This is a genomic window from Pseudomonas sp. A214 (assembly GCF_900156295.1).
In the GTDB taxonomy this organism is placed as follows: Bacteria; Pseudomonadota; Gammaproteobacteria; order Pseudomonadales; family Pseudomonadaceae; genus Aquipseudomonas; species Aquipseudomonas rhizophila.
In genome coordinates this window covers 1,301,338-1,327,664 of the sequence record NZ_LT707062.1, presented here as the reverse complement: position 1 = coordinate 1,327,664, position 26,327 = coordinate 1,301,338, and the positions used below count along the sequence as shown (strand labels likewise).

22 protein-coding genes are annotated in these 26,327 nt (G+C 61.0%); 11 read left to right on the top strand and 11 right to left on the bottom strand.

All coding sequences use genetic code 11. The annotated features are described in order from the left end of the window. Positions 1–398: 398 nt before the first annotated feature. Positions 399–2,576, top strand: coding sequence for a malate synthase G (locus BW979_RS05975; protein ID WP_076383413.1), 2,178 nt, complete (start codon positions 399–401; stop codon positions 2,574–2,576). A 126-nt stretch (positions 2,577–2,702) separates the two neighbouring features. On the opposite strand, the gene BW979_RS05970 is transcribed toward BW979_RS05975, so the two are convergent. Continuing rightward, complete coding sequence (locus BW979_RS05970) at positions 2,703–3,149, bottom strand: response regulator (protein WP_047228125.1); 447 nt, start codon at positions 3,147–3,149, stop codon at positions 2,703–2,705. Between the two features lie 257 nt (positions 3,150–3,406). Between BW979_RS05970 and BW979_RS05965 the strand changes: the two genes are divergently transcribed. From BW979_RS05965 to BW979_RS05930, 8 genes are all read left to right on the top strand, one after another. Further along, positions 3,407–5,341, top strand: coding sequence for a putative nucleotidyltransferase substrate binding domain-containing protein (locus BW979_RS05965; protein ID WP_305468590.1), 1,935 nt, complete (start codon positions 3,407–3,409; stop codon positions 5,339–5,341). Further along, on the top strand, positions 5,338–6,045 hold the full coding sequence (locus BW979_RS05960; RefSeq protein WP_047228127.1) for a 3'-5' exonuclease: 708 nt from the start codon (positions 5,338–5,340) through the stop codon (positions 6,043–6,045). The genes BW979_RS05965 and BW979_RS05960 overlap by 4 nt, the downstream gene beginning before the upstream one ends. A gap of 215 nt (positions 6,046–6,260) precedes the next feature. Next, the gene (locus BW979_RS05955) at positions 6,261–6,779 is read left to right on the top strand and encodes an RNA polymerase sigma factor (RefSeq protein WP_076383412.1); all 519 of its coding nucleotides are present in this window, start codon (positions 6,261–6,263) and stop codon (positions 6,777–6,779) included. Continuing rightward, a complete protein-coding gene (locus BW979_RS05950; protein ID WP_047228129.1) occupies positions 6,776–7,756 on the top strand; it encodes a FecR domain-containing protein in 981 nt (326 codons plus the stop codon). Before BW979_RS05955 ends, BW979_RS05950 begins: the two co-directional genes overlap by 4 nt. Before the next feature lie 213 nt (positions 7,757–7,969). Continuing rightward, positions 7,970–10,408 carry a TonB-dependent siderophore receptor gene (locus BW979_RS05945; protein WP_076383411.1) on the top strand — a complete coding sequence of 813 codons (2,439 nt, stop codon included), beginning with the start codon at positions 7,970–7,972 and terminating at the stop codon, positions 10,406–10,408. A gap of 65 nt (positions 10,409–10,473) precedes the next feature. After that, entirely contained in the window at positions 10,474–11,604 is a 1,131-nt protein-coding gene (locus BW979_RS05940; protein ID WP_076383410.1) for a PepSY-associated TM helix domain-containing protein, read from the top strand. Beyond that, a complete protein-coding gene (locus BW979_RS05935; RefSeq protein ID WP_076383409.1) occupies positions 11,601–11,780 on the top strand; it encodes a hypothetical protein in 180 nt (59 codons plus the stop codon). The genes BW979_RS05940 and BW979_RS05935 overlap by 4 nt, the downstream gene beginning before the upstream one ends. A 188-nt stretch (positions 11,781–11,968) precedes the next feature. Continuing rightward, positions 11,969–12,598 carry a glutathione S-transferase gene (locus BW979_RS05930; protein ID WP_076383408.1) on the top strand — a complete coding sequence of 210 codons (630 nt, stop codon included), beginning with the start codon at positions 11,969–11,971 and terminating at the stop codon, positions 12,596–12,598. A 183-nt stretch (positions 12,599–12,781) separates the two neighbouring features. Here BW979_RS05930 and creD read toward each other — a convergent pair whose 3' ends face one another. The 4 genes from creD to rloA2 form a co-directional block, all read right to left on the bottom strand. Then, positions 12,782–14,155: a cell envelope integrity protein CreD gene (gene creD, locus BW979_RS05925; RefSeq protein WP_076383407.1), complete on the bottom strand. Its 1,374-nt coding sequence runs from the start codon at positions 14,153–14,155 to the stop codon at positions 12,782–12,784. 139 nt (positions 14,156–14,294) lie between these two features. After that, positions 14,295–15,713, bottom strand: coding sequence for a two-component system sensor histidine kinase CreC (gene creC, locus BW979_RS05920; RefSeq protein WP_076383406.1), 1,419 nt, complete (start codon positions 15,711–15,713; stop codon positions 14,295–14,297). Beyond that, entirely contained in the window at positions 15,713–16,393 is a 681-nt protein-coding gene (creB, locus tag BW979_RS05915) for a two-component system response regulator CreB (protein WP_076383405.1), read from the bottom strand. The genes creC and creB overlap by 1 nt, the downstream gene beginning before the upstream one ends. Before the next feature lie 69 nt (positions 16,394–16,462). Next, complete coding sequence (gene rloA2 / locus BW979_RS05910; RefSeq protein ID WP_047228137.1) at positions 16,463–16,966, bottom strand: retropepsin-like aspartic peptidase RloA2; 504 nt, start codon at positions 16,964–16,966, stop codon at positions 16,463–16,465. 288 nt (positions 16,967–17,254) lie between these two features. Here rloA2 and BW979_RS05905 point away from each other — a divergent pair, with 288 nt between their 5' ends. Then, positions 17,255–18,142: an acyltransferase gene (locus BW979_RS05905; protein WP_076383404.1), complete on the top strand. Its 888-nt coding sequence runs from the start codon at positions 17,255–17,257 to the stop codon at positions 18,140–18,142. Here the strand turns inward: BW979_RS05905 and BW979_RS05900 are convergent, their stop codons facing one another. Beyond that, positions 18,143–18,724 carry a DUF2780 domain-containing protein gene (locus BW979_RS05900; RefSeq protein ID WP_047228139.1) on the bottom strand — a complete coding sequence of 194 codons (582 nt, stop codon included), beginning with the start codon at positions 18,722–18,724 and terminating at the stop codon, positions 18,143–18,145. A gap of 275 nt (positions 18,725–18,999) precedes the next feature. On the opposite strand from BW979_RS05900, the gene BW979_RS05895 reads away from it, so the two are divergent. Beyond that, a complete protein-coding gene (locus tag BW979_RS05895; protein WP_076383403.1) occupies positions 19,000–19,212 on the top strand; it encodes a cold-shock protein in 213 nt (70 codons plus the stop codon). Positions 19,213–19,786: 574 nt separating this feature from the next. Here BW979_RS05895 and fdhA read toward each other — a convergent pair. The 5 genes from fdhA to BW979_RS05870 all read right to left on the bottom strand — a co-directional run bounded on the left by fdhA (position 19,787) and on the right by BW979_RS05870 (position 26,316). Beyond that, positions 19,787–20,986 carry a formaldehyde dehydrogenase, glutathione-independent gene (gene fdhA / locus BW979_RS05890; RefSeq protein ID WP_047228141.1) on the bottom strand — a complete coding sequence of 400 codons (1,200 nt, stop codon included), beginning with the start codon at positions 20,984–20,986 and terminating at the stop codon, positions 19,787–19,789. A 194-nt stretch (positions 20,987–21,180) separates the two neighbouring features. Next, positions 21,181–22,038, bottom strand: a complete 858-nt coding sequence (gene purU / locus BW979_RS05885; protein ID WP_076383402.1) for a formyltetrahydrofolate deformylase — start codon at positions 22,036–22,038, stop codon at positions 21,181–21,183. 166 nt (positions 22,039–22,204) lie between these two features. Further along, a complete protein-coding gene (locus BW979_RS05880) occupies positions 22,205–22,837 on the bottom strand; it encodes a sarcosine oxidase subunit gamma (protein WP_076383401.1) in 633 nt (210 codons plus the stop codon). Between the two features lie 135 nt (positions 22,838–22,972). Beyond that, positions 22,973–25,990 (bottom strand): sarcosine oxidase subunit alpha, encoded by a 3,018-nt coding sequence (locus BW979_RS05875; protein WP_047228144.1) that lies wholly within the window; start codon positions 25,988–25,990, stop codon positions 22,973–22,975. Beyond that, a complete protein-coding gene (locus BW979_RS05870) occupies positions 25,987–26,316 on the bottom strand; it encodes a sarcosine oxidase subunit delta (protein WP_003206305.1) in 330 nt (109 codons plus the stop codon). The genes BW979_RS05875 and BW979_RS05870 overlap by 4 nt, the downstream gene beginning before the upstream one ends. Between the last annotated feature and the right edge of the window lie 11 nt (positions 26,317–26,327).

Sequence of the window (26,327 nt, the reverse complement as noted above, 5' to 3'; positions counted from 1 at the left end):
AAAGCTTGCTCCCACAGGATGACACCAGATACATCGTGTACAAAAATCAAGATTTATATGGAACAATCCATACGTTTTTTGAGAACATCCCGTGCCTCGTCGTGACCGTAACACTTTAGTGGGTCGCGGAACGACGCAATTAGTCTAATTTTCACAACCGCAATTGATCATGTAGTATGCCGCAGCGCGCACTACATAATGTTGGACCAATGACTGTTCAAGGCGCGGTCGCATCCCTGAAAGCCCCGTCAGCAAGGCTTAACGCCCGTGACAGGTCCCACCCAGCCGCCAGCGATGGCATGTACTGGTTCCGGGGTTTGTGGTTTAAATGTCCCGAGGCTTCATTGTCAAAATCGAAGAGCTGAAAAGCGAAATAGCTGAGCAGAGTGAGGCAAGCAATGACTGAACACGTTCAAGTCGGTGGCCTGCGGGTCGCCAAAGTCCTGTTCGACTTCGTGAATAACGAAGCTATCCCCGGAACCGGCCTCACCGCCGATGCGTTCTGGGCCGGTGCCGACAAAGTCATCCACGACCTGGCCCCGAAGAACAAAGCCCTACTCGCCAAACGCGACGATTTCCAGGCACAGATCGATGCCTGGCACCAGGCCCGTGCCGGCCAGGCCCACGACGCCGTGGCTTACAAAGCCTTCCTGCAAGACATCGGTTATCTGCTGCCAGAAGCGGCGGATTTCCAGGCCACGACGCAAAATGTCGATGACGAAATCGCCCGCATGGCCGGCCCGCAACTGGTCGTGCCGGTGATGAATGCCCGCTTCGCCCTCAATGCCTCGAACGCCCGCTGGGGTTCTTTGTACGACGCGCTGTACGGCACCGATGCCATCAGCGAAGCCGACGGCGCGGAGAAAGGCAAAGGCTACAACAAGGTACGCGGCGACAAGGTCATTGCCTTTGCCCGCGCCTTCCTCGACGAAGCCGCGCCGTTGGCCGCCGGCTCCCATGTCGATTCCACCGCTTACAAGATCGTCGATGGCAAACTGGTGGTTGCCCTCAAGGGCGGCAGCAACAGCGGCCTGCGTGACGACGCGCAACTGATCGGTTTCCAGGGCGACGCTTCGGCACCGACCACCGTGCTGTTGAAGCACAACGGCCTGCACTTTGAAATCCAGATCGACGCCAGCACCCCCGTCGGCCAGACCGATGCCGCCGGCGTCAAAGACATCCTGATGGAAGCGGCGCTGACCACCATCATGGACTGCGAAGACTCGGTCGCCGCCGTCGATGCCGATGACAAAGTGATGATCTACCGTAACTGGCTCGGCCTGATGAAGGGCGATCTGTCGGAACAGGTCGCCAAGGGCGGTCAGACGTTTACCCGCACCATGAACCCCGATCGTGCGTACACGACGGTCGACGGTTCGGGCCTGACCCTGCATGGCCGCTCGCTCCTGTTCGTGCGCAACGTCGGTCATCTGATGACTATCGACGCGATCCTGGACAAGGACGGTCAGGAAGTACCGGAAGGCATCCTGGATGGCCTGGTCACCAGCCTGGCGGCAATCCACAGCCTCAACGGCAATACTTCGCGCCGCAACAGCCGTACCGGCTCGGTGTACATCGTCAAGCCGAAGATGCACGGGCCGGAAGAAGCGGCGTTCACCAACGAACTGTTCGGTCGCGTCGAGGACGTGCTGAACCTGCCGCGCAACACCCTCAAGGTCGGGATCATGGACGAGGAGCGCCGGACCACGGTCAACCTCAAGGCCTGCATCAAGGCCGCCAGTGAACGCGTGGTGTTCATCAACACCGGCTTCCTGGACCGCACCGGCGACGAAATCCACACCTCCATGGAAGCCGGCCCGATGGTGCGCAAGGCTGATATGAAAGCCGAGAAGTGGATCGCCGCGTATGAGAATTGGAACGTCGATATCGGCCTGAGCACCGGCCTGCAGGGTCGCGCACAGATCGGCAAGGGCATGTGGGCCATGCCGGACCTGATGGCAGCGATGCTGGAGCAGAAAATCGCTCATCCCATGGCCGGTGCCAACACCGCGTGGGTTCCGTCGCCGACCGCTGCAGCGCTGCACGCGCTGCATTATCACAAGGTCGACGTGTTCGCCCGTCAGGCCGAACTGGCCCAACGTGCCCGCGCCTCGGTGGACGACATCCTGACCATCCCGTTGGCCGTGAACCCGAACTGGACGCCGGAGCAGATCAGGAACGAACTGGACAACAATGCCCAGGGCATCCTCGGTTACGTGGTGCGCTGGATCGACCAGGGCGTAGGTTGCTCCAAGGTGCCGGACATCAACGATATTGGCCTGATGGAAGACCGTGCGACGCTGCGTATTTCCAGCCAGCACATCGCCAACTGGCTGCGCCATGGCATCGTCACCCAGGACCAGGTGATGGAAAGCCTCAAGCGCATGGCGCCGGTGGTGGACCGCCAGAACGCCAGCGACCCGCTGTACCGTCCACTGGCGCCGGACTTCGACAGCAACATCGCCTTCCAGGCGGCAGTGGAGTTGGTGATCGAAGGCACCCGGCAGCCTAACGGCTATACCGAGCCGGTGCTGCACCGTCGTCGTCGCGAGTTCAAGGCAGCCAATGGGCTGTGATTGAAGGGTAAAACGCAGCACAAGAAAAAGCCCTGATCGAAAGATCAGGGCTTTTTCATTGCAAAATCACCAAGCCCTAGCTGATGCTCTAGTCATTGTGGGATTCATTGGCTCCCACAGACAATTTTAAAGATCCATCCCCAGCTCATGCTTGACCAGACCCAGCAATTTTTCCGTATCAATAGGCTTGAGCAAAAAATCCACTACGCTCAGGTGCATCGCTTCGATGGCGTCCTTCACGTCGGCATCGCCGGAGACGAGGATGATCGGCAGCGCTGCCCGCTCCGACTCACGGACCAGGCGGACCAGTTCAAGGCCATCGACATTGCCCATACGCAAGTCAGTGATCAATAGGCCAATCGACGGCTTGGTTTCCAGCAACTTGAGCGCCGTTTCACCGCTGGCGGCGGTCATGCAGTGAATGCCGTCCAGGGCCAGAATTTCCGATAGCAGCTCACGGGCGTCCTTGTCGTCATCGACAATCAAGACTCGTTGCGGCGGCAGGTCGGGTTCCAGCATGACGGCACTCAGCGCCTCGCGCTCGGCGTCACTCAAAATATCGTGGTCGGACATGATGCTCTCTACGTTCTTTAATCGATCCCCTGGCACAGTGGTCAGACATCGTTCTGCGTCGCTTCAATGTGCACTTCGTCGGATTTTTTTCCAAGTACATTTATTGCAGGCTTCGGATAGACCACACGAGGGATTTTTCTATCGTTCCCAGCCTTTTGCGTTGACCTAGACTTACGTCCAATGGGCACCCTACCCTCAGGGGTTGACCATGGGGACAGATCCGACCACAACAATTCAAAAAAGACTGCGCCATGGTTATGAAAAAAACGGACGCCTTTACCCAGGCTGGGAAAACCGCGGTGTTGCAGAACATCCAGGGAACGCTGCAATTCCTTCAGCGTTTTCCCCCGTTCAACCAAATGGAAAACGCTCACCTGGCTTATCTGGTGGAGCAATGCCTGCTGCGTTTTTACGCACCGGGGGACACCATCATCAAACCGGCCGACGGCACGGTGGAACACTTTTATATCGTCAAGCAGGGCCGGGTCGTGGGCGAGCGTCCGCATTCGGCAAAAGGTGGCACCGAAACCACCTTCGAAATCACCACCGGCGAATGCTTCCCCCTTGCCGCGCTGCTGGGCGAGCGGGCCACGCGCACCGAACACCGTGCCGGCGAGGACACCTTCTGCCTGCAGTTGAACAAGCAGGCATTCATCAAGCTATTCGCCCTGTCGAGCCCGTTTCGTGATTTCGCGCTGCGTGGAGTTAGCAGCCTGCTCGACCAGTTCAATCAGCAAGTCCAGCAGAAGTCCGCGCAAACCCTCGGCACCCAATATTCGCTCAACACCCGGCTGGGCGAGCTGGCGATGCGTCATCCGGTGAGTTGCAACCCCGACATGCCCCTGCGCGAAGCCGTGAAACTGATGCACGAACAGCAGGTCGGAAGCATTGTGGTGGTGAACGAGCAAAAAGCGCCGGTAGGGATTTTTACCCTGCGCGACCTGCGGCATGTGGTCGCCGACGGCTCCGGGGATTTTTCCGAAGCCATCGCCGCGCACATGACCCCGACACCCTTCTATCTCTCGCCGGACCACAGCGCCTTCGACGCGGCCATCGCCATGACTGAGCGCCACATTGCCCATGTTTGTCTGGTCAAGGACCATCGCTTGTGCGGCGTGGTGTCCGAGCGCGATCTGTTTTCCCTGCAGCGGGTCGACCTGGTGCATCTGGCACGGACCATCAGCAGCGCCCCGAAAGTCGAGACCCTGGTGGCCCTGCGCGGCGAGATCGGTCAATTGGTCGAGCGCATGCTGGCCCATGGTGCGTCGTCGACGCAGATCACCCAGATCATCACACTGCTCAACGACCACACCGTGTGCCGGGTCATCGAACTGACCCTGGCCGACAAGGGTGACCCGGGCGTGCCGTTCAGTTGGTTGTGTTTCGGCAGTGAAGGCCGGCGCGAGCAGACCCTGCACACCGACCAGGACAACGGCATCCTGTTCGAAGCCCGGGACGCCGCCCATGCGGCGCAGATCCGCGGGCTGCTGCTGCCCATCGCCCAACAGATCAACCAGAGCCTGGCCCTCTGTGGTTTCACCTTGTGCAAGGGCAACATCATGGCCGGCAACCCGGAGCTGTGCCTGTCCCGCGCCGAATGGGCCCGACGCTTTGCCGCATTCATTCGTGAAGCGACGCCGGAAAACCTATTGAGCTCGAGTATCTATTTCGACCTGCGGGTGGTCTGGGGCGATGAGCAAGGCTGTGAGCAGTTGCGCCAGCAAGTGCTCGAACAGGTGGCCGATAACCGTTTGTTCCAGCGCATGATGGCCGAGAACGCGCTGCGTCATCGTCCACCGGTGGGACGCTTCAGGGATTTCGTGCTCAGCCGCAAGAACGGCGAAAAAGCCACCTTGGACCTGAAAGTGCAAGGCCTGACGCCTTTTGTCGACGGCGCTCGCCTGCTGGCCCTGGCCAATGGCATCGAAGCCAACAATACCCTGGAGCGCTTGCGGCAACTGGTCATCAAGGACGTGATCCAACCGCTCGATGGCGCGGCCTATGAAGAGGCCTACCACTTCATCCAGCAAACCCGCATGCAACAACATCAACTGCAGACCCGCGAAAACCTGCCCTACTCCAACCGGGTCGACCCCGACAGCCTTAATCATCTGGACCGGCGCATTCTGCGCGAATCCCTGCGCCAGGCCCAACGGCTGCAAAGCAGCCTGACGCTGAGGTACCAGTTGTGAGCATTTTTTCCTGGTTACGCCCGGTCCAACCGATGTTGCCTGAAGACGTGCAACAGCGCCTGGAGCGCCTGCCGGCCCCCGCGCCCCTGGGTGAATGCAGCCTGAGGGAGCAACGCTGGGTGGTGCTGGATCTGGAAACCACGGGGTTGAACCTGAACAAGGATCAGGTGCTGTCCATCGGTGCGGTGGTCATAGAAGACGGCGCCATCGACTTCAGCCAACAGTTCGAACGCACCTTGCAGTGCGACAAGCAGAAGCTGGGACCCAGCGTATTGATCCATGGCCTGGCGCCGAGTGAAATTGCCGCCGGCAGCGACCCCGCCGAGGCGCTGCTGGCGTTCATGGAATTCGTCGGCGACAGCCCTCTGCTGGCATTTCATGCGCCGTTCGACTCCCACATGCTGGGGCGAGCACTGAAGGATTACCTCGGTTATCGCTTGCAGCATTCGTTTCTGGATGTCGCTGACCTGGCGCCGATGCTCTGCCCTCAAGCGCACCTGCGCAAGGCCGGCCTGGACGACTGGATCGACTGGTGCAAATTGCAAGTCTTCGACCGTCATAACGCCAGCGCCGACGCCCTGGCCACCGCCGAATTGGCGCTCATTCTGTTCAGCCGTGCCCGTCAGCAGCAGATCCATAGCCCGCTTGAGCTGCAACAGCACCTGAGCCAATGGAAGCGACGGCAACGGGCGCCTTCGCTTTAGCCCAAGGTGGTTGACCTGTGGGAGCAAGGCTTGCCCGCGATGCAGGCGACTCGGCCAGGCTGCCAGTCCCGGCGATGCCATCGCGGGCAAGCCTTGCTCCTACAGACTCACCTGAACCCGCGGATCGTGCTCCGACCAGCGCCAATTGCTTTCTCTCCCCCGCCTCTGCGACAATCGCGAACAATTCTCGTTACTTAAAACGTCGGTGATGCTTCGTGTCGTCAGCCCCAAGCCCCCACAGTGATCTGGTTGGTGCGTTGTACCGTGACCATCGCGGGTGGCTATTGGCATGGCTGCGCCGCAACGTGGCCTGCCCGCAACGGGCCGAAGATCTGAGCCAGGACACCTTCGTGCGCCTGCTGGGCCGGGAGGAACTGACAGCGCCCCGAGAGCCCAGGGCGTTTCTGGTGGCGATCGCCAAGGGACTGCTGTTCGATTATTTCCGTCGGGCGGCGCTGGAGCAGGCCTACCTCACCGAGCTGATGCTGATCCCGGAAAACGAACAGCCGTCGTTGGAAGAGCAGCAACTGATCCTCGAAGACCTCAAGGCTATCGATCGGCTGCTTGGCAAATTGTCGAGCAAGGCCCGCGCCGCCTTCCTCTACAACCGCCTCGACGGCCTCAGCCATGCAGAAATCGCCGAGCGCCTGGGGGTTTCCGTGCCCCGGGTGCGGCAGTACCTGGCCCAGGGCATGCGCCAGTGCTACATCGCGCTTTATGGTGAGCCGACATGAGCACGCCCTCTTCCAAACCCGTCTCGACCGGGGTTCTGGATGCGGCCATTGCCTGGCAACTGTCCCTGGACTCAGGCGGCGGTAGTGCCCAGGAGCGGGAAGCGTTCGCCCAATGGCATGCCGCCGACGAAGAACACGCCCGGGCCTGGCGGCAACTGGGCATGCTTGACCAACGCTTCAGTGTCGCCAACGGCCCTGGGCGAGCCGCGTTGTTGCAATCCAGAGCAAACATCCGTCGCCGGGTGCGCAAGCTCGGCAGCAGCCTGGCCAGCATTGTTGCAGTGATCGGCCTGGCGTTGTTTGCCGGAGATCGTTACTTGCCGCTGGATTACTGGCTGGCCGACCAGCGCACCGCCACCGGCGAGCAACGCGTCCTGCGCCTGGCCGACGGCACGCTGATCAACCTCAACACCCACAGTGCGCTGGACGTGCGTTTCGATGACAAGCAGCGCCGCATTGTCCTGCAAGAAGGCGAGATCCTGGTGGAAACCGGCCACAACGATCCGCGTCCGTTTATCGTTGAAACCCGCGAAGGCAACATGCGCGCCCTGGGCACCCGGTTTTTGGTCAAGCGAGAAGCTGAAGGCACGCGCTTGAGCGTGCTGAAGTCGGCGGTGGCGGCGCATCCACAGGCCACCGATGAAGAGCAGATCCTGCGTGAAGGCCAGCAGGTGTTGATGCGCCGCGACGGTCTCGGGCCGACGATGGCCCTGAATCCGGGCGCCGATGCCTGGACCCGCGGCATGCTGGTGGTGGACAACGCCCGCCTCGAAGACCTGGTCCATGAGCTGGGACGCTATCGTCGCGGCTACCTGGGCGTCGAGCCACAGGTAGCCGACCTGCGCATCACGGGCAGCTTCCCGCTGCACGACACCGATCTGGCACTCAGCGCCCTGCTCCCGACCTTGCCGGTACAGGTCGAGCATCACACGCGCTGGTGGGTGATGGTGGGGCCGAGGGCCGAGACCAAGCCTTGAGGCCCCATCGCGAGCAGGCTCGCTCCCACATTTGATCTTCAGTGATCCCCTGTGGGAGCGGAGCCTGCTCGCGATGAAGCCGTCCCGATCCGAAGACCCGTTGGACACCTCACCTCAATCTGAATCTAAATTATTTTCATCCAGCCCTATCACTTTTGAATTTTCATCCGGCACCAAGGCAATTGAGAAATATTTCCATTCAGGAGCCGCCGTATGTCCCGCCCGCTAGACACCCTGTTGCGCCCCAGTCTGTTGGCCGTTGCCATCGCTTTTGCCGCCCCGTTGGTCAGCGGCCCGTTGCTGGCCGCCGAACAAGCCTCGAGCGTGCGCACCTACAACCTGCCCGCCGCACCATTGGCCAGCACCCTGAACCAGATCGCCAGTCAGGCCGGGCTCGCCCTGAGTCTGACCCCGTCCCTGGCCTCGGGCAAAACCTCGGCACCGGTCCAGGGCCAGTTCGATGCCATTGGCGCATTGCGTGAGGCGTTGCGCGGCACCGGTCTTCAGCTGCAACAAAGCAGCGCCGGCACCTACAGCCTGGTGGCCGTGCCCGAAGGCGTCATGGCTTTGCCGGAAACCAGCGTGATCGGCGCCGGCCTCAGCGAGACCGCGTGGGGTCCGACCTTTGGCTATGTCGCCACTCGCACGGCAGCCGGCACCAAGACCGATACGCCGATTGTCGAACTGCCGCGCTCGGTTTCCGTGGTCACACGCCAGCAGATGGAAGATCGCTCGGTCCTCAACCTCAATGACGCCCTGCGCTACACCGCTGGCGTGCAGAGCAGCGGCTACGGCTCGGACTCACGCAACGACTGGCTGCTGGTGCGCGGTTTTGTACCGACGCAGTTCCTCGATGGTCTGCCGCTGCCCAAGGGCAACTACGTCACGCCGAAAATCGAGCCCTGGAACCTCGAACGCATCGCCGTGCTGCGTGGTCCGGCGTCTTCGATCTACGGCCAGACGCCACCCGGCGGCATGCTGGACATGGTCAGCCGTCGCCCGCAAGCTGAAAGCAGCCACGAGGTCGAACTGCAAGCCGGCAGCTACGAACACAAGCAGATCAACTTCGACAGCACCGGCAAGGTCGATGACGAAGGCCAGTTCCTGTATCGGGTCAGCGGCACGGTGCGCGACAGCAACGCCCAGGTCGATCACATCCCGGACAAACGCTACAACATCGCCCCCAGCCTGACCTGGAACATCAACGACGACACCCGTCTGACCTTCCTGTCTCAGTACACCCGCGACGACACCGGCATCACCGGGCAATTCCTGCCGCTGCAAGGCACCAAGCTGTCGTCGCCGGCCGGCAAGATTTCCCACCACAAAAACCTGGGTGACCCGGACTGGGAATTCTACGACCGCACCTACTACGCCCTCGGCTATGCGTTTGAACATCGTCTGAACGACACTTGGCAGTTCCGCCAGAACCTGCGCTATACCAAGAGCGACCTGGAGTTTCAGGGTGTCACTGCGGGCGGGCAGATCTGGCCGGCCGGCCCCGACAAAGCGGTCAGCGCCGACGGAACCGTGCAGCGAACAGCGGGTATCGTCGATGAAGACGTCAGCCAGTTCGCCGTGGACAACAACTTCCAGGCCGACTTCCAAACCGCAGCCCTGAGCCACACCTTGTTGCTGGGCCTGGATCACCAGCGCTCCAACAGCAACTCGCGCTGGCTGTGGGGCTCGACTGGCGTACCGGCCAGCAATATCCACAACCCGACCTACGGACAGGATTTCTCCAACGTCCAGTACTTCACCATGTACGACTACAACCAGAAGACCCAGCAAACCGGTCTCTACATCCAGGACCAGATCGCCCTGGACAACTGGCGTCTGACCCTCGGTGGTCGTGAAGACTGGATCCACACCGGCACCGAGTTCCACAACCAGGCCGGCGCGACCAACACCCAGCGCGACAAGAAATTCAGCGGTAACGCGGCGCTGAGCTACGTCTTCGACAATGGCGTGACGCCGTACATTTCTTTCGCCCAGTCCTTCCAGGCAGCGGCCGGTACCAACGTCAACAGCACCGATGCATTCAAGCCGACCGAAGGCGAACAGTACGAAGCGGGCATCAAGTACCAGCCACCCGGCACCAAAACCCTGCTGACGGCGGCGGTGTTCGACCTGACCCAGAAAAACAACTCTGTCACCGAAAACAACGTCACCCGCCAAGTGGGTGAAGTACAGGTACGTGGCCTGGAGTTGGAGGCCTCGGGCGACGTGACCGACAACCTGAAGCTCATCGGCTCCTACACCTACAACGACAGTGAAATCACCAAAGGCACGACGGCGGAAAAAGGCAAGCGCATGGCCCAGGTGCCGCGTAACCAAGCCACCGCCTGGGCGGACTACACCTGGCACAACGGCCCGCTGGACGGCTTTGGTGTCGGTGCGGGTGTGCGTTACGTCGGCGACACCTATGGCAACACCACCAACACCGACTGGGGCCATGTCGGTTCCTATACCGTGTATGACGCCTCGGCCCATTACGACCTGGGTCGCCTGAACAACTCGCTCAAAGGGGTATCGGTGGCGGTGGATGCAAAAAACGTCTTCAACAAGGACTACCTGTCCACGTGTGACGGTTTCTACTGCTACTACGGCGATCAACGCAGCGTCGTCGCCAGCGTGAATTACAAATGGTAAACGGTTAGCATTTGCGTAAACCTTTTGAAGGGCCACCTGTGGCCCTTTTTGCATTCGGATCAATCATGAAAAGCAAAACCATCCGTCGCTGGTCCTTCGTCCACACCTGGACCAGCCTGATCTGCACGGTATTTCTGCTGATGCTGGCAATCACCGGGCTGCCGTTGATTTTTCATCACGAAATCGAGCATCTGCTGGGCGACGCCCCCGAGCTTCGCGAAATGCCGGCCGACACACCGCCATTGGACCTTGCGCAACTGGTGGAAAAAGCCAAGGCCCATCGCCCCGGTGAGGTGGTCCAGTATTTTGGCTGGGACGAGGATGATCCCAACGGTGTCATCACCATCATGGCGCCGACGCCGGGCACCGAACCCAATTCCTCCCACACGTTCATGCTCGATGCCCGCACCGGCGAGGCCCTGGAAATGCCCTCGGCCAACGGCGGTTTCATGATGGTGATGCTGCGCCTGCATGTGGACATGTTCGCCGGCTTGCCAGGCAAGTTGCTGTTGGCGTTCATGGGCCTGTTGTTCGTGATCGCCATCGTTTCCGGTGTGGTGTTGTACCTGCCGTTCATGCGCCGCCTGAAATTCGCCACGGTGCGCCAGGACAAATCCACGCGCCTGCGCTGGCTCGATTTGCACAACCTGATCGGCGTGGTCACGCTGGTCTGGGCGCTGACGGTGGGCGTGACCGGCGTCATCGCGGCGTGCGCCGACCTGATCATCGCCGCCTGGCGCAATGACAGCCTCAGCGCCATGGTCGAGCCCTATCGCGACGCCCCGCCGCTGACGCAACTGGCCCCGGCGACCCGCTTGCTGGACATCGCCAAAGAGGTTGCGCCGGGCATGGAGCCCAGCTTCATCGCCTTCCCCGGTACACTGTTTTCCAGCGAACACCACTACAGCGTGTTCATGAAAGGTGACACCCACCTGACCTCCCATCTGCTGACACCCGTATTGATCGACGCCAGCACCCTGGACGTCACCGCCGTGGCTGAACGGCCGTGGTACATGGATATGATGAGCCTGTCCCTGCCGCTGCACTTCGGCGACTACGGCGGTCGGCCGATGCAGATTTTCTGGGCGACCCTGGACGTGCTGACCATCATCGTCCTCGGCAGCGGCGTCTACCTGTGGCTCGTGCGGCGAAAAGCGGCCAAGCGCGCAGCGGTCGCAGCGCAGGTGGTCTCGTGAGGCCCCGGCAGTCGAGTTTCTGGAAAGTGTTTGGTATTCCCGTGGCAATCGGCGTGCTGAGCGCGGCGGGGTTGTTTTCGGCATTGCTCGGCGATGGGGCCTGGGATGCCGTGAGTTGGGTGGGTTTGGGCGTGCCGACGGTGCTGGGAACCTGGGGGCTGATCAAACGCAGATAACTTCAGCCCGACGCGGACCCAATGTGGGAGCGAGCCTGCTCGCGATGGCGGTGAACCAGTCACATTGATATCGACTGACACTGCGCTATCGCGAGCAGGCTCGCTCCCACACTGGCTTCCAATCGGCCTCGCCAGCCGCCTTGGAACTGTCTAGGCTAAGCCCTTGCCCGTTAATCGAGGATACCTGCATGTCGGCCCCCAGCATGACGTTGTTCCACAACCCCGCTTCGCCTTTCGTGCGCAAGGTCCTGGTGCTGCTGCACGAAACCGGCCAGCAAGACCGCGTGGCGTTGCAGCTCAGCCAGCTCACGCCGGTCAGGCCAGACCAGGCACTCATTGATGACAACCCCCTGAGCAAGATCCCGGCCTTGCGCCTGGCCAATGGCAATGTGCTCCACGACAGTCGCGTCATTCTTGATTACCTCGACCACCAGCACGTCGGCAATCCGCTGATTCCCCGCGACGGCGCAGCCCGGTGGCGACGCCTGACCCTGGCGTCCCTGGCTGACGGAATCATGGACGCCGCGGTGATGATTCGCTACGAAACCGCCCTGCGACCCGTCGAAAAACACTGGGCCGAGTGGCTCGATGCGCAACGGGACAAGATCCGCCGCGCCCTGGGCATGCTCGAAGCCGAGGCGATAGCCGAACTGGCCTGCCATTTCGACATTGCGTCCATCAGCGTGGCCTGCGCCCTGGGTTACCTGGACCTGCGCCATCCCGATCTGGAATGGCGCAAGGCCAATCCACAATTGGCAGCGTGGTTTGCCGAAGTGAGCTTGCGGCCTTCGATGGTCGAGACAGTGCCTAGAATCTAGCCCTGCGTTAGCCATACTGGCCTTGTCGCGGGCAAGCCTTGCTCCCACATAGACCTTGCTCCGCCTGTGGGAGCAAGGCTTGCCCGTGATGGCAGCGCAGCGGATCCAAGGGAAACAACTGCCCTATGCGCGTCACCAGCACTGCTCGCCATTGCCGGTCCTCGCGCAACCCCAGCGACCGGCTCATTTCACCTCTCCCAGATCGAACGTCATCACAGCCGCCGGCTTCGCTCCCACCCGGTACCAGTCCAGCTTACGGGTCAATACCATGAACACACCGAGCAGACCGAACAGCAACAGCGAGCCCATCAGCAAGGCGTAGTCCTCGGCACTCAACAATCCATAGAGCAAACCGTACAAGCCCGCCAACCCCGCCGAAAACCCCAGGCCGTGGCTCACGCTGCGCAACACATGACAGACATAGAACCCGATCAGCAGCACACAGGCGCTGGCTGACAGCAAATACGCCAGGGCAAAACCGATGTGTTCCGACAGGGACAACAGCAACAGGTAAAAGAACGCCAGCGCCACGCCCACCAAGGCGTACTGGACCGGATGCACCGCCAGGCTCTTGAGCACTTCGAAGAGAAAGAACCCGGCAAACGTCAACGCTATGAACAGCAGTGCATATTTGATCGCCCGGTCGCTCTTGAGGTATTGGTCCACCGGGTCGATGAAACTCACACCAAAGGCACGGCTGCGGAACGCTTCACAGCCATCGCTTGGCTCGCAGGCTTGCAAGGTTTCCAGCAGGTTGGTAGAGAAAAACGAGGTCTGCCAGTCGGCACTGAAGCCCTGCTCATTGATGTCGCGCTGGGTAGGCAGGTAGTTGCCGATGAAGCTGGGGTGCGGCCAGTCGGCCGACAGGTGCACTTGGGTGGACTTACCTACCGGCAGAATCTGCAATTGACCGGTGCCTTGCAGCCGCAGGTCGAAACCGAAGGTCAGCTCAGTGCTGCCCTGGGCCGTGACCATTGGCAGCGGCACATGCACGCCCTGCCCCAGCCAGCCGATCCGCGAGCCGGGCAGGAAATCGACGGTCTGCTGGTTGAGCTTCAGGGTCAGTGCATTCTCGATACCGCGGATGTCGCTGATGCCCACGCTCAGATAGGGCTCGTCAAAGCGGTAGTCGGCAAAATCCTTGGTGGCCACGCCGAAACGCTCAGGCACCTTGAAGTGGCCGTCGATCCGGTTGTCGGCATGAAACAACCGCGCCTCGTAGATCCCGCGTGCACGGGTTTCTGTGCGGATCTGGCCGTCGACGTCCAATTGCTCCGGCAGAAAATATAACTCACCGCTTTGCTCGACGGTTTCCAGGAAACGCGCGCCGGTCTTCTCGTTGGTATTCCAGACCCGCACATCCTTGCGAAACGGCACCACGATCATCGGCCCGATGAGTTGCTGGCTGTGACTGGAACTGCGGGCGATGTCCTGCAGTACACCGTCGCGCAGTTCCTGACGCTCGTCGATGAGGCCGTTGATCATCAACAACGGGATCATCAGCAGGAGGATCAATAGGGCAATCATGCCCAGTTTTACGGCGAGGCTGCGGTTCATGTGGGGCTCTCCCTGTTCGAATGAGGGAGAGCTTGAGCCGGCTGTGTGCTGGGGTTATGGAGAGATTGTGGAGATTGTGTGGAGACTGCCCAAGGCTCGCTCCCACAGGGTTGTGTTCTGTCAGGCGGCAGAGGCGGTTTCAAGGCAACCGCAAAACCACCTCAACCCCACCCTCGACATTGCCAATACTGAACTCCCCGGCATGCAACTGCACCACTTCCTCCACAAAGTTGAGGCCCAACCCGGTGCTCTTGCGACCGCTGTCAGGGCGCGGCAGGGAGTAGAAGCGTTCACTCAGACGCGGCAGGGCGTAGGCGGGAATCGGTTCGGCCTGATTGAACAGCCGGATCTCGACGCGGTTGCCGACACGCTCGGCACTCATGCGCAACAACCCGTTGACGGGCGTGAAGTCCAGGGCGTTTTCCAGCAGATTGCCCAGGGCCTGACGCAACAGAAACGGCTCCCCCGTCAATGTCAGGTCCACGGCAATGTGCCGCTCGATCTGCAACTGCCGGCTTTCGATCCAGCCACTGCGGGCCTCCAGCAGTTCGTCCATCAATGCCGCCAGCGGCACGGCAACCTCTTCTTCCAGTCCCTGTCGCTGCTCGACCTGGGCCAGGTTGAGCAAACGCTCGATCAACTGCTGCATGCGCACGCTTTCGTTGTCGATGTTGCTGACGAAACGCAGACGCTGGGCCGTCGGCATGTCGCTCTGCAGCAACTCGGCGGCACCACGGATTGCCGCCAGCGGGCTCTTGAGTTCGTGAGTCAGGGTGTGCACGTAGCGCTCGACGTAAGCCTTGCCTTCCAGTTGGGTGCGCATGTGTTCCACCGCACCGGCCAGTTGCTCGAACTCGCCACCGCGATAATGCGGCACCTCTACCCGTTGCCCTTGGCTGACGGCCTCGGCATAAACAGTCAAACGCCGTAGCGCCGCGCTCAGCCACCACGACAACAAGGCGCCCAACAGCAGCCCCAGGCCGATCAACCCGGCGCCGTAAGCCAACAGGCGCCGCTCGGTGCGGTCGACATAGGGTTGCAGCGAACTGTTGGGCTTGGCCACGGTGACCACGCCGATAATCCGGCCGTTGTCGCGAATCGGCGCGCCAACGTGCATCACCGAAGACGTCGGATCATCGGCAACGCTGCGGGTCGAGCGTGCGCCGTATTGCCCGCGCAGGGTCAGGTAGACATCGTTCCAGCGCGAATAATCCTGGCCCACCGCCACACCGCTGGAGTCGAGCACCACAATCCCCTTGGCGTCCGTGACGTAGATGCGATGGTTGACCTGGTTCTTTGGCAACCCCCAGATCGATGCTGCAGGCTGGCGCTCACCGTAAGCCTTGAGCAGTTGCGGCCAGCGGTTCTGGTTGAGGGTGCCGGCCTTGAAATCGTCCCGCAGGATCTCGGCCATCAGGTTAGCGGTGTCCACCAGGGTTTCTTCGGTGGACTGGCGCACGCCGGGGCGTATTTCTTCCATCACTGTGTTGAGGACGAAATACCCGGTCAAACCGATGAACAGCACATACACCAGGAAAATCCGGATGCCCAGCGACATCAGCTATGTCCCGGGCTGTAGCTGTAGCCGAGGCCACGGTGAGTCTGGATCGGTTCAGCCTCGGCCCTGACCAGGCGCAATTTGGCGCGCACGCTCTTGATGTGGCTGTCGATGCTGCGCTCGTAGCCGGCATCACTGGCCACACCCAGGGCGTCGAGCAGTTGTTCGCGGCTGAACACACGCTCGGGTTGCTCCAGCAGACAGTTCAACAGGCGGAATTCGTGACGGGTGAGGTTCAGCGGTCTGCCACGATAGTGGATCTGCACCCGCTCGGTGTCGACCTGAAATAGCCCGGCGCCCAGATCCGTGGGCGGTCGCGGCGCGACCCGCTTGAGGATGGCGCGGACCCTCGCCGCCACTTCCCGAGGGCTGAACGGTTTGACCACATAATCGTCGGCCCCGATCTCCAGCCCCACTACCCGGTCGATCTCAGCATCCCGGGCTGTAAGAAAGATGACCGGAACGTCGCTGAAACGTCTGAGATTTTTGCACGTCTCGAATCCGCTGATATCCGGCAGGCCCACGTCGAGGATGATCAGGTCCGCCGGGGTGCTTTTCTGATGCTCAAGCGCAGCCGCGCCAAGGCTCAGCCAGGTGGTGCCGAAACCCTCCCCTTGCAGGGCAAACACCAGCGTATCGGCAATGGCGGCTTCGTCTTCGACAATCAGAATGTGAGGCATGGCGTCCGCGCCCGACAGTAAAGTTGCCGGAACGGTGCCCCAACCCCGGGGGCACGTCAATCAGGGAAATCAGCAGTCGGGCTTGTCAGCGGTAAAACGTCGGGCCGGGTTCACCGCCGCATCAAACTCGCGCAGGGCCTTGGCGCCGATCAGCAGCGGGTAGTTGAAGCTGCTGCGGTCCGTCAGGTTGACCTCAACGGTCCGCTTGACATCACCCAGGCACATTTCAAGCTCCACCACCGGACGTTTGCTGGGGGCAGCCGATTCGTCGTCTTCATCTTCTTCCGAACGGGTCTTGATCTTGCTGATGCGTGCGACCTTGTGCTCAAAGAGCTTGTTGCTCGCACCTTTGGTCGCCAGGCGGAAACGCACCCAGTCCTCGCCGTCGCGAGTAAAGGTTTCGATGTCCTTGGCCGACAGCGAGGCCGTCAGGGCGCCGGTGTCCATCTTGGCCTTGAGCACCTCACCGCCGATTTCCGGCAGCGCGATGTATTCGTAGCGCCCGTAAAGAGTCGGTTCGGCGGCCAGCACTGGAAGGGCCACCAGGGAAAGCAGAGCGAGAAGGGATTTCACGTAATGGACTTCCTTTGTATGGGTGGGCAGCGGGATTTTAGACCGTGGGCTGTGAATTCGTTCGGTTGGCGTCAAGAACATCTCTGCCGGGGAAAGGGGGTCTGTGGGAGCAAAGCTTGCTCGCGATACGGCCACCACGGTTCCAGAGAAATAGCGTTACTTTCATCGCGAGCAAGCTTTGCTCCCACAGATCACTTCGCTCGCCACAGGTTGCTCGTTTCACCTCGATTTGGCCTGCCGCCCGAAGCTGCTTATCATGGCCCGCCCACCTGTTTGCAAGAGTTATTTATGCGCCGCCTGCTCACCGGCTGTTTTGTCACCCTTCTGCTGTTACTCAACACCCTGGTGCTGTTCGGGCCGTTGATGGTGTTCGCGTTGCTCAAACTGGTCCTGCCCGGGCGTCTTCGCGACTGCGCCTCGTGGGCAGTGATGTGGATCGCCGAAACCTGGGCCGAAATCGACAAACTGATCTTCGCCCTGTGCATCCCCACCCGCTGGGACATACGCGGCGGCGGCGACTTGCGCCGCGACACCTCTTATCTGGTGATCAGCAATCACCAGTCCTGGGTCGACATCCCCGCGCTGATCCAGGCCCTCAACCGGCATACGCCGTTCTTCAAGTTTTTCCTCAAGAAAGAGCTGATCTGGGTACCGTTCCTGGGCCTGGCCTGGTGGGCGCTGGATTACCCTTTCATGAAACGCTACACCAAGGCCTTCCTGGCAAAAAATCCGGAGCTGGCAGGCAAAGACCTGGAAATCACCCGTCAGGCCTGCGAGCTGTTCAAGCGCCAACGAGTCACCGTGGTGAATTACCTCGAAGGCACACGCTTCACCGCCGCCAAGAGCCAACAGCAACAGTCTCCCTTCACACACCTGCTCAAACCCAAGGCCGGTGGCGTGGCATTCGTGCTGGCGGCGCTGGGCGAGCAACTGGACGCGGTGCTGGACGTGACGGTGGTGTACCCCCAGGAACGGACGCCGGGGTTCTGGGATTTAATCAGCGGTGCGGTGCCGAAGGTCATTATCGACATCCAGACCCGCGAGCTGGACCCGGCGCTGTGGCAGGGCGATTACGAAAACGATCCGGTGTTTCGCCAGCATGTCCAGAACTGGGTGAACCAGCTCTGGATCGAAAAAGATCAGCGCATCGCTGCCTTGCGCAACGAGCGCGGCTGATCAGATACCCGCGCCTGCCCCCCAGATGCCACCCAGGTTCTGCAGCAGCGAACTGGCCACGCCCTGCTGGCCGAGGTATTCAAGGATCACCGGGGCAAACTGGCCGATCATGCCGCTGTCCATGCCCAGCGCGCTGAAGGCGTTGTTCAGGTCGTGGGTGTCCTTGACGTTACCCAGCAGGCCGTCGAGCAAGGCGTTCTTGTCCGACCCGCCACCGAGCAAACCGCCCAGGCCACCCAAGCCATTCAGCCCACCGATAGCGTTGTTGCCAGCGATCTGATCCAGGCCCGGCACGCTTTTGCTCAATTCGGAAAACTGCGGCTCACTGAGTCGGTTCTTCGCCAGCCCCAGCATCGCACCAGCACCGCCGATGGCCTGTTCCGGGGTGATCTTGAGCTCCGAGCCCAGGGTATTGAGCAACCCGGCGGCTTGCGGCGCAGCTGCCACCGCGCCCTCCCCCGGCTGATCGCCCTGCATCGCCGCCACCGCATTGGCCGCATCACTGAGGCTGAACTGCGCGAAGGCCGGGCTGCTTGCCAGCGCGAGCAGGCAAGACAGTGCAAAACCTCGTGAAACCTTCATCCGGGACATCCTCTTGAGCATGAAAAAACCGCTCATAAAGAGCGGCGTAAAGCGTGCGTTGGACTGGGGTCCAGGGGGATTGTTCCCTGCTGCCCTGCTCATCGCCCCCAAGCCCTCGACGTCCTCCACGACTTCGGTATTGCCTACTGTCAATGTTGACAGTAGGCAGCTGTTCATACGGACTCTAAGCTGCAGCCGTGACAACGAAAAACAAGGCTATGGGCAAACCACAGTCCCTGTGCCTTTCTTCATTCGGGCAAGCAGGAAGAATAAAAATGAACGACCGAATCAAAGGAACCGTTAAATGGTTTAACGATGCAAAGGGCTATGGCTTCATTACCTGCGGCAAAGGAGGCGAGGAGTTGTTCGTTCATTACTCGGCAATAGCTGGCGAGGGTTATAAAACATTGAAACAGAAACAGACTGTTTCGTTTGAAATCGAGATGGGTGATAAAGGCATGCAGGCTCTGAGAGTGACGCCGGAATAACCCTCGGCTCACTCAGATCCTTTCCCTGAAACGTCGCATGAAAACCCGCAAGGCTATTTCCTTTTAGTCTGACCCACTGTCATTTCTGACAGTAGGCCCAAGCACGACGCTCAGCGATCATCGTTGCTCCAATCAACAAGCGAGTACCTGAAATGCGCGGTTTAATAGTTTGCATACTTTCCGTCACTGGACTCCTGGGCGTGACCCATGCTGCGAACGCAACAAGCTGTCCCGCCGTAGGGGAAATTGTGTTTCGTTTAATGCCAGAGACCATTCCTGGCCGACCGGTCTACGAGGAGTATTCTGTGAAGGACTCCTCTGGAAAAGTTATTTGGCGGGGCGAGGCCGTGGGCCCTAACTTTCTACAACCGATGTACCAAATGACGTTAACAACGCCCACGCCTGTAGCAAACACCTGCTTATATAGTTACCGGGAGCAGTATGTGGATGAGGGCCCTCCTCCTCAGCAGGCTTGGAGGAATAAACAGCTGACACTCAATAAACAACCTTGAGGGCAACCTATCAAATAAAAAGGGCGACATCACTGTCGCCCTTTTTCCGTCTTGCCTACCGCTTAGGCCGCACTGAACATCTTGTGCGGATCGATCACAAACTTCTTCGGTACGCCTGCATCGAACTCGCCGTAGCCTTTAGGCGCGTCGTCCAGGCTGATGACCTGTACGCCGACGATTTCTGCGATGTTGATGCGATCCCACATGATGGCTTGCATCAGTTGGCGGTTGTACTTCATCACCGGCGTCTGGCCGGTGTGGAAGCTGTGGGACTTGGCCCAGCCCAGACCGAAACGGATGCTCAGGCTACCCATTTTTGCCGCGGCATCGACCGCGCCCGGGTCTTCGGTGACGTAGAGGCCGGGGATGCCGATCTTGCCGGCTACGCGAACCACACCCATCAACGAGTTGAGCACGGTGGCCGGAGCTTCGTGCTTGACGCCTTCATGGCCGTGACCACGGGCTTCGAAGCCCACCGCGTCAACGGCGCAGTCGACTTCCGGTTCGCCCAGCAGCGCGGCGATCTGTTCGTGCAGCGGAGTGTCTTTGGACAGGTCGGCGATTTCAAAACCCTGGGCCTTGGCGTGGGCCAGGCGGATCGGGTTGACGTCACCGATAATGACCACAGCGGCACCCAACAGGCGGGCGGAAGCGGCAGCCGCCAGGCCAACCGGACCGGCACCCGCGATGTAGACGGAGCTGCCAGGACCAACGCCGGCGGTGACGGCGCCGTGGTAGCCGGTCGGCAGGATGTCGGACAGGCAGGTCAGGTCGCGGATTTTCTCCATGGCCTTGTCGCGGTCCGGCAGCTTCAACAGGTTGAAATCCGCGTATGGCACCAGCACGTATTCGGCCTGGCCGCCGGTCCAGTCACCCATGTCCACATAACCGTAGGCACCGCCGGCACGGGCCGGGTTGACGGTCAGGCAGACGCCGGTGTGTTGTTCTTTGCAGGAACGGCAGCGCCCGCAAGCCACGTTGAACGGAACAGACACCAGGTCGCCGATCTTCAGGTTTTCGACGTCGTTGCCCTTTTCGATCACTTCCCCGGTGATTTCGTGGCCCAGGACCAGGCCGGTCTGAGCGGTGGTGCGGCCGCGCACCATGTGCTGGTCGGAGCCGCAGATGTTGGTGGATACCACGCGCAGGATGACGCCGTGCTCGATCTTCCTGCCACGCGGGTCCTGCATTTTTGGATAGTCGATTTTCTGTACTTCGACCTTGCCGTTGCCGAGATACACGACACCACGATTGCCAGACATGCTTTCACCTCGCTGTTGTTTTTATGAAACTGCGTTGCCCAGGCAGGCAGCGCGTTGATTGCTCGGGTAGTGCTTGTGTCTTGTTTCTTTGTTGTCTGTAAGGGCCTCATCGCGAGCAGGCTCGCTCCCACAGTACATAGAACCCAGTCATGCCCCAGATCCACTGTGGGAGCGAGCCTGCTCGCGATGGCGATCTAAAGAACAACGGTTCGGTTGGCATTGAGAAACACCCGCCGCTCAATGTGATACCCCACCGCCCGGGCCAGGGTCAGCCCTTCGATGTCCCGGCCCTTGGCGATCAGGTCTTCGGGATAGTGGCTGTGGTCCACCACTTCCACGCCCTGGGCGATGATCGGGCCTTCGTCCAGGTCGTTGTTGATGTAGTGCGCCGTGGCGCCGACCAGTTTCACGCCTTTGTTGTAGGCCTGGTGATACGGCTTGGCGCCCTTGAAGCCCGGCAGCAGCGAGTGATGGATGTTGATCGCCTTGCCGTCGAGCTTGCGACACAGCTCCGGCGACAGCACTTGCATGTAGCGGGCGAGAATCACCAGCTCGGCGCCGGTGTCTTCGATCACCTGCCACACCTGCCGCTCCTGGGAGGGCTTGTCGTTCGGGTCCAGGGGGAAATGGTAGTACGGAATCTGGTGCCAGTCGGCCAGCGGCTTGAGGTCCGGGTGGTTGGACACCACGGCCACGACGTCCATGGACAACTGGCCGATGCGCTGACGGTAGAGCAAGTCGTTGAGGCAGTGATCGGCCTTGGAGACCATGATCACCACTTTGGGCCGGTAGTTGGGTGGCGTCAGTTCGAAGACCATGCCAAAGGCTTGCGCACGTTCGGCCAGGCCGGCCCGGAAGTTTTGCTCATCAAAACCGTCGGGTTGGCGGAACTCCACACGAATGAAAAAACGCGCTGAGAGCCGGTCGTCGAAGGAATGATGCTCGGTGACGTAGCAGCCCTGCTCGAACAGAAAGCGCGTCACCGCGTCCACCGTGCCGAGCACGCTGGGGCAGTCGGCAGTCAAGATCCATGTGTCTGGGGCGCGGCTCATTGCAGTGACTCCTGTGGCGAGGGGATTTATCCCCGTCGGGCTGCGAAGCAGCCCCAAAAAGCTTGATGTGATCGGCCTGACGTACTGAGGTGGCAGGTTTGGGGTCTGCTGCGCAGCCCAACGGGGATAAATCCCCTCGCCACAAAAGGACAGCGTCCAACCCTAGTCAGGCCTGCACGCTCAACCCATACTCAGCCGCGGCATCCTGCAACCACAGCCACCAGTAATCGGAGAAGCTGCGGCGAATCACCAGTTCCCAGGTGTCTTCGCCCGTGTGGCGGATCACCAGTTGCGACTTGGCGAACACCGTGCCCACGGCTTTGCCCACCGGGAAATTGCTTGGGTGTACGTCATAGCTGGTGGATTTCATCAGCACGTCGCGCACATTCGGGCCGGACAGTTCGAGGATCTGCTGACCGCCGCTGACGTTGACGATCTGGATGTGCAGATCGCCCAGGGCTTCGCGCAGGTTTTTCTCGGCGGCAAATTCTTCGCCACTGGGCACCACCAGCAGCCACTCGTCCGGGCCGAGCCATTGCAGGCTGGTTTCGCCCTTGACGATGACGGTCAGCGCGCCCGGCAGCTCCAGGCCCAGGGCCTTGTGCACGCCAGCAGCGAACGCAGGGTCATGACCATCGCCACGGATGGTCAAGTGGCCCAGGAGTTTCTTCTCGCGCACGGTCACGCCGGCGTTCTTGCGACCCTTGCCCACCAGGCTGGCGAGGTCGGCATGGTGCAGCGACGACTCGGCCTTGGCCCCGGTGGTTGGGCGTTGTTGGTACACGTTGACTGCGGTCATATGGAGCACCTGTCTCGTAGATTGATCGTTCCCACGCTCTGCGTGGGAATGCCGCCATGGACGCTCTGCGTCCGCTTTTGGGACGCGGAGCGTCCCGGGATGCATTCCCACGCGGAGCGTGGGAACGATCAGGTATCAAATATTCTGCCGATCCCCCTTCGGATCGAAGAACACCGAAGAAACAATCTCTGCCTCGATCACGCTGCCGTCGGCCAGTGGCGCGAACACGCGTTCGCCCATCCGCTTGAGGCCGCCCTTGACCACGCCCATGGCAAATGAATAACCCAGGGAGTTGTGGGCGTAGCTGGACGTCACATGACCGACCATGGTCATCGGGATCGCCTGCTTGGTGTTGAACACCAGTTGCGCACCTTCCGGCAGCCAGACATTCGGGTCGATCGGCTTGAGGCCCACCAGTTGCTTGCGGTCCTCACGCACACAGTCTTCGCGATTCATGCCACGCCAGCCGATCCACGAGAACGGTTTGGTCCGGCCTACGCACCAGCCCATGTTCAGGTCGTCCGGGGTCATCGAGCTGTCAGTGTCCTGACCGACAATGATGAAGCCCTTCTCGGCCCGCAATACGTGCATGGTCTCGGTGCCATACGGGGTCAGGTTGTATTTCTTCCCGGCCTCGACGATCTGCTCGAGCACGCCCATGGCGTAGTCGGCCTGCACGTTGACTTCGTACGACAGTTCACCGGTGAACGAGATACGGAACACCCGCGCCGGTACACCACCCACCAGGCCTTCTTTCCAGGTCATGAACGGGAAAGCGTCCTTGTCCAGGTCGATGTCGGTGACTTCGCTCAGCAGCTTGCGGCTGTTGGGGCCCGACAGAGTCATGGTCGCCCAGTGGTCGGTAACCGAAGTGAAGTACACCTTCAGGTCCGGCCATTCGGTCTGGTGATAGATCTCCAGCCATTGCAGCACGCGCGCCGCGCCGCCAGTGGTGGTGGTCATCACGAAATGGTTGTCCGCCAGACAGGCCGTCACGCCATCGTCGAAGACCATGCCGTCTTCCTTGCACATCAAACCGTAGCGGGCCTTGCCCACGTCGAGCTTGGTCCAGGCGTTGGTGTATACGCGGTTAAGGAACTCGCGGGCGTCCGGGCCCTGGATATCGATCTTGCCCAGAGTCGAGGCATCCAGCAGGCCGACGCTATCGCGCACGGCTTTGCATTCGCGCTTGACCGCAGCGTGCATGTCTTCGCCGTTCTTCGGGAAGTACCAAGGGCGCTTCCACTGGCCGACGTCTTCGAATTCAGCACCGTTTTTCACATGCCAGGCATGCAGCGCGGTGAAGCGTACCGGTTCGAAGATGTGCCCGCAGTGCCGCCCGGCTATCGCGCCGAAGGTGACCGGCGTGTAGTTCGGGCGGAACATGGTGGTGCCCATCTGCGGGATGCTCACGTTCAGCGAGCGAGCCGCGATGGCCAGGCCGTTGACGTTGCCCAGCTTGCCCTGGTCAGTACCAAAGCCCAGTGCGGTGTAGCGCTTGACGTGTTCGACCGACTCGAAGCCTTCGCGGGTGGCGAGTTCGATGGCGGCGGCAGTGACGTCGTTCTGCAGGTCGACGAATTGCTTCGGCGCCCGTGCAGTGGATTTTTCATGCGGCACCTGGAACAGCGCCAGAGTCGGTTCTTCCTGGCGGCTCAGGGCTTTGGGCAACACACCCTCCACCGCTTTGAAACCGGCTTCGTTGGCCGCGCGCACGCCACCTTCGAAACCATCGGCCAAGGTGTCACCCAGGCTGTAGACGCCATTCACGCCGCCGACACACACGCGCTTCTGCGGTGCTTCGCCCGGTACGAAACCAAGGATGTCTTCGCGCCAGATCGGCTTGCCGCCCAGGTGCGAAGCCAGGTGAACCACTGGGCTGTAGCCGCCGGAGCTGGCCACCAGGTCGCAGTCCAGCCATTCGCCGGGACTGGTGACCTTGTGCGCCTTGACGTCGATGGCGGCGATGCGGGCCCCGGTGACGCGCTTGCTGCCACGAGCCTCGATCACGGCGCTGCCGGTGAGGATGCGGATGCCTTTGGCACGCGCCTCTTCCACCAGCGCACCACGCGGGTTGCTGCGGGCGTCGGCGATGGCCACCACTTGCAGGCTGGCGTCGAGCCAGTCCAGCGCCACGCGATAGGCGTGGTCGTTGTTGGTGCTCAGTACCAGTTTCTTGCCCGGTGCCACGCCATAGCGGCGCACGTAGGTGGAGACCGCGCCGGCCAGCATGTTGCCCGGTACGTCGTTGTTGCCGTAGACCAGCGGCCGTTCGCAGGCACCAGTCGCCAGCACCACGCGCTTGGCGCGGACCCGGTTGATGCGCTGGCGGACCTGGCCGATTGGCGCGCGATCACCCAGGTGGTCGGTGAGGCGCTCGTGGATGGTCAGGAAGTTATGGTCGTGGTAACCGTTCACCGTGGCGCGCGGCAACAGCACCACATCTGGCATCGACTTGAGCTCAGCAACAACAGCAGCCACCCATTCGGTCGCCGGTTTGCCATCCAGGCTCTCGCGGGAATCGAGCAGGCTGCCGCCGAACTCTTCCTGCTCGTCGGCCAGGATCACCCGCGCACCGCTGCGGGCCGCGGCCAATGCGGCGGCCAGGCCAGCAGGGCCGGCGCCGACAACCAGCACGTCGCAATGACGGTTCATGTAGTCGTAGGTGTCCGGGTCGTTCTCGGTCGGCGAGCGACCCAGGCCCGCGGCCTTGCGGATGTACTTTTCGTAAGTCATCCAGAACGATTGCGGGTACATGAAGGTTTTGTAGTAGAAGCCCGGCGGCATCAGCTTGCCGCCGACCTTGCCGAGAATACCCATCATGTCGTTGTTCACGTTCGGCCAGCCGTTGGTGCTGGTGGCGACCAACCCTTGATACAGCGCCTGTTGCGTGGCGCGCACGTTAGGGATCTGCGTGGCTTCGGTGGCGCCGATCTGCAGTACCGCGTTCGGCTCTTCGGCGCCGGCGGCAAAGATGCCACGCGGACGGGAATACTTGAAGCTGCGGCCGATGATGTCAACGCCGTTGGCCAGCAGTGCAGCGGCCAGGGAATCGCCCTCGAAGCCTTTATAGGTCTGACCGTTGAAGGTGAAGCTCAGCACTTTGTTGCGGTCGATCCGTCCGCCGTTGGACAGGCGATTGATCTGGCTCATACCTTCTCTCCCAGAGCCTGCGCGGCCGCTTTCGGACTGTCAGCCTTGTCGGTGAATTGCGGCTTTTGGCCGATCTTGTAGGTTTCCAGAATCTCGTAGGTCACGGTGTCACGGGTCACGTTGAAATACTGGCGGCAGCCGGCGACGTGGTCCCACAGCTCATGGTGCAACCCGCGCGGGTTGTCACGAAAGAACATGTAGTCGCCCCACTGCTCGTCGGTGCAGGCATTCGGATCCAGCGGACGCGGGATGTGCGCCTGGCCGGATGCATGGAATTCCTCTTCGGAGCGCAGTTCGCCGCAGTGAGGACAGAAGATGTGCAACATAGGGATTTCTC

Coding starts and splice junctions, on each gene's coding strand:
- BW979_RS05970 (WP_047228125.1), bottom strand. CDS start 3,149: ATGTCCGACCACGATATTTTGAGTGACGCCGAGCGCGAGGCGCTGAGT.
- BW979_RS05950 (WP_047228129.1), top strand. CDS start 6,776: ATGAGCACGCCCTCTTCCAAACCCGTCTCGACCGGGGTTCTGGATGCG.
- BW979_RS05940 (WP_076383410.1), top strand. CDS start 10,474: ATGAAAAGCAAAACCATCCGTCGCTGGTCCTTCGTCCACACCTGGACC.
- BW979_RS05875 (WP_047228144.1), bottom strand. CDS start 25,990: ATGAGCCAGATCAATCGCCTGTCCAACGGCGGACGGATCGACCGCAAC.
- BW979_RS05930 (WP_076383408.1), top strand. CDS start 11,969: ATGTCGGCCCCCAGCATGACGTTGTTCCACAACCCCGCTTCGCCTTTC.
- BW979_RS05895 (WP_076383403.1), top strand. CDS start 19,000: ATGAACGACCGAATCAAAGGAACCGTTAAATGGTTTAACGATGCAAAG.
- fdhA (WP_047228141.1), bottom strand. CDS start 20,986: ATGTCTGGCAATCGTGGTGTCGTGTATCTCGGCAACGGCAAGGTCGAA.
- BW979_RS05880 (WP_076383401.1), bottom strand. CDS start 22,837: ATGACCGCAGTCAACGTGTACCAACAACGCCCAACCACCGGGGCCAAG.
- BW979_RS05870 (WP_003206305.1), bottom strand. CDS start 26,316: ATGTTGCACATCTTCTGTCCTCACTGCGGCGAACTGCGCTCCGAAGAG.
- BW979_RS05905 (WP_076383404.1), top strand. CDS start 17,255: ATGCGCCGCCTGCTCACCGGCTGTTTTGTCACCCTTCTGCTGTTACTC.
- creD (WP_076383407.1), bottom strand. CDS start 14,155: ATGAACCGCAGCCTCGCCGTAAAACTGGGCATGATTGCCCTATTGATC.
- creB (WP_076383405.1), bottom strand. CDS start 16,393: ATGCCTCACATTCTGATTGTCGAAGACGAAGCCGCCATTGCCGATACG.
- BW979_RS05975 (WP_076383413.1), top strand. CDS start 399: ATGACTGAACACGTTCAAGTCGGTGGCCTGCGGGTCGCCAAAGTCCTG.
- purU (WP_076383402.1), bottom strand. CDS start 22,038: ATGAGCCGCGCCCCAGACACATGGATCTTGACTGCCGACTGCCCCAGC.
- creC (WP_076383406.1), bottom strand. CDS start 15,713: ATGTCGCTGGGCATCCGGATTTTCCTGGTGTATGTGCTGTTCATCGGT.
- BW979_RS05945 (WP_076383411.1), top strand. CDS start 7,970: ATGTCCCGCCCGCTAGACACCCTGTTGCGCCCCAGTCTGTTGGCCGTT.
- BW979_RS05965 (WP_305468590.1), top strand. CDS start 3,407: ATGAAAAAAACGGACGCCTTTACCCAGGCTGGGAAAACCGCGGTGTTG.
- BW979_RS05900 (WP_047228139.1), bottom strand. CDS start 18,724: ATGAAGGTTTCACGAGGTTTTGCACTGTCTTGCCTGCTCGCGCTGGCA.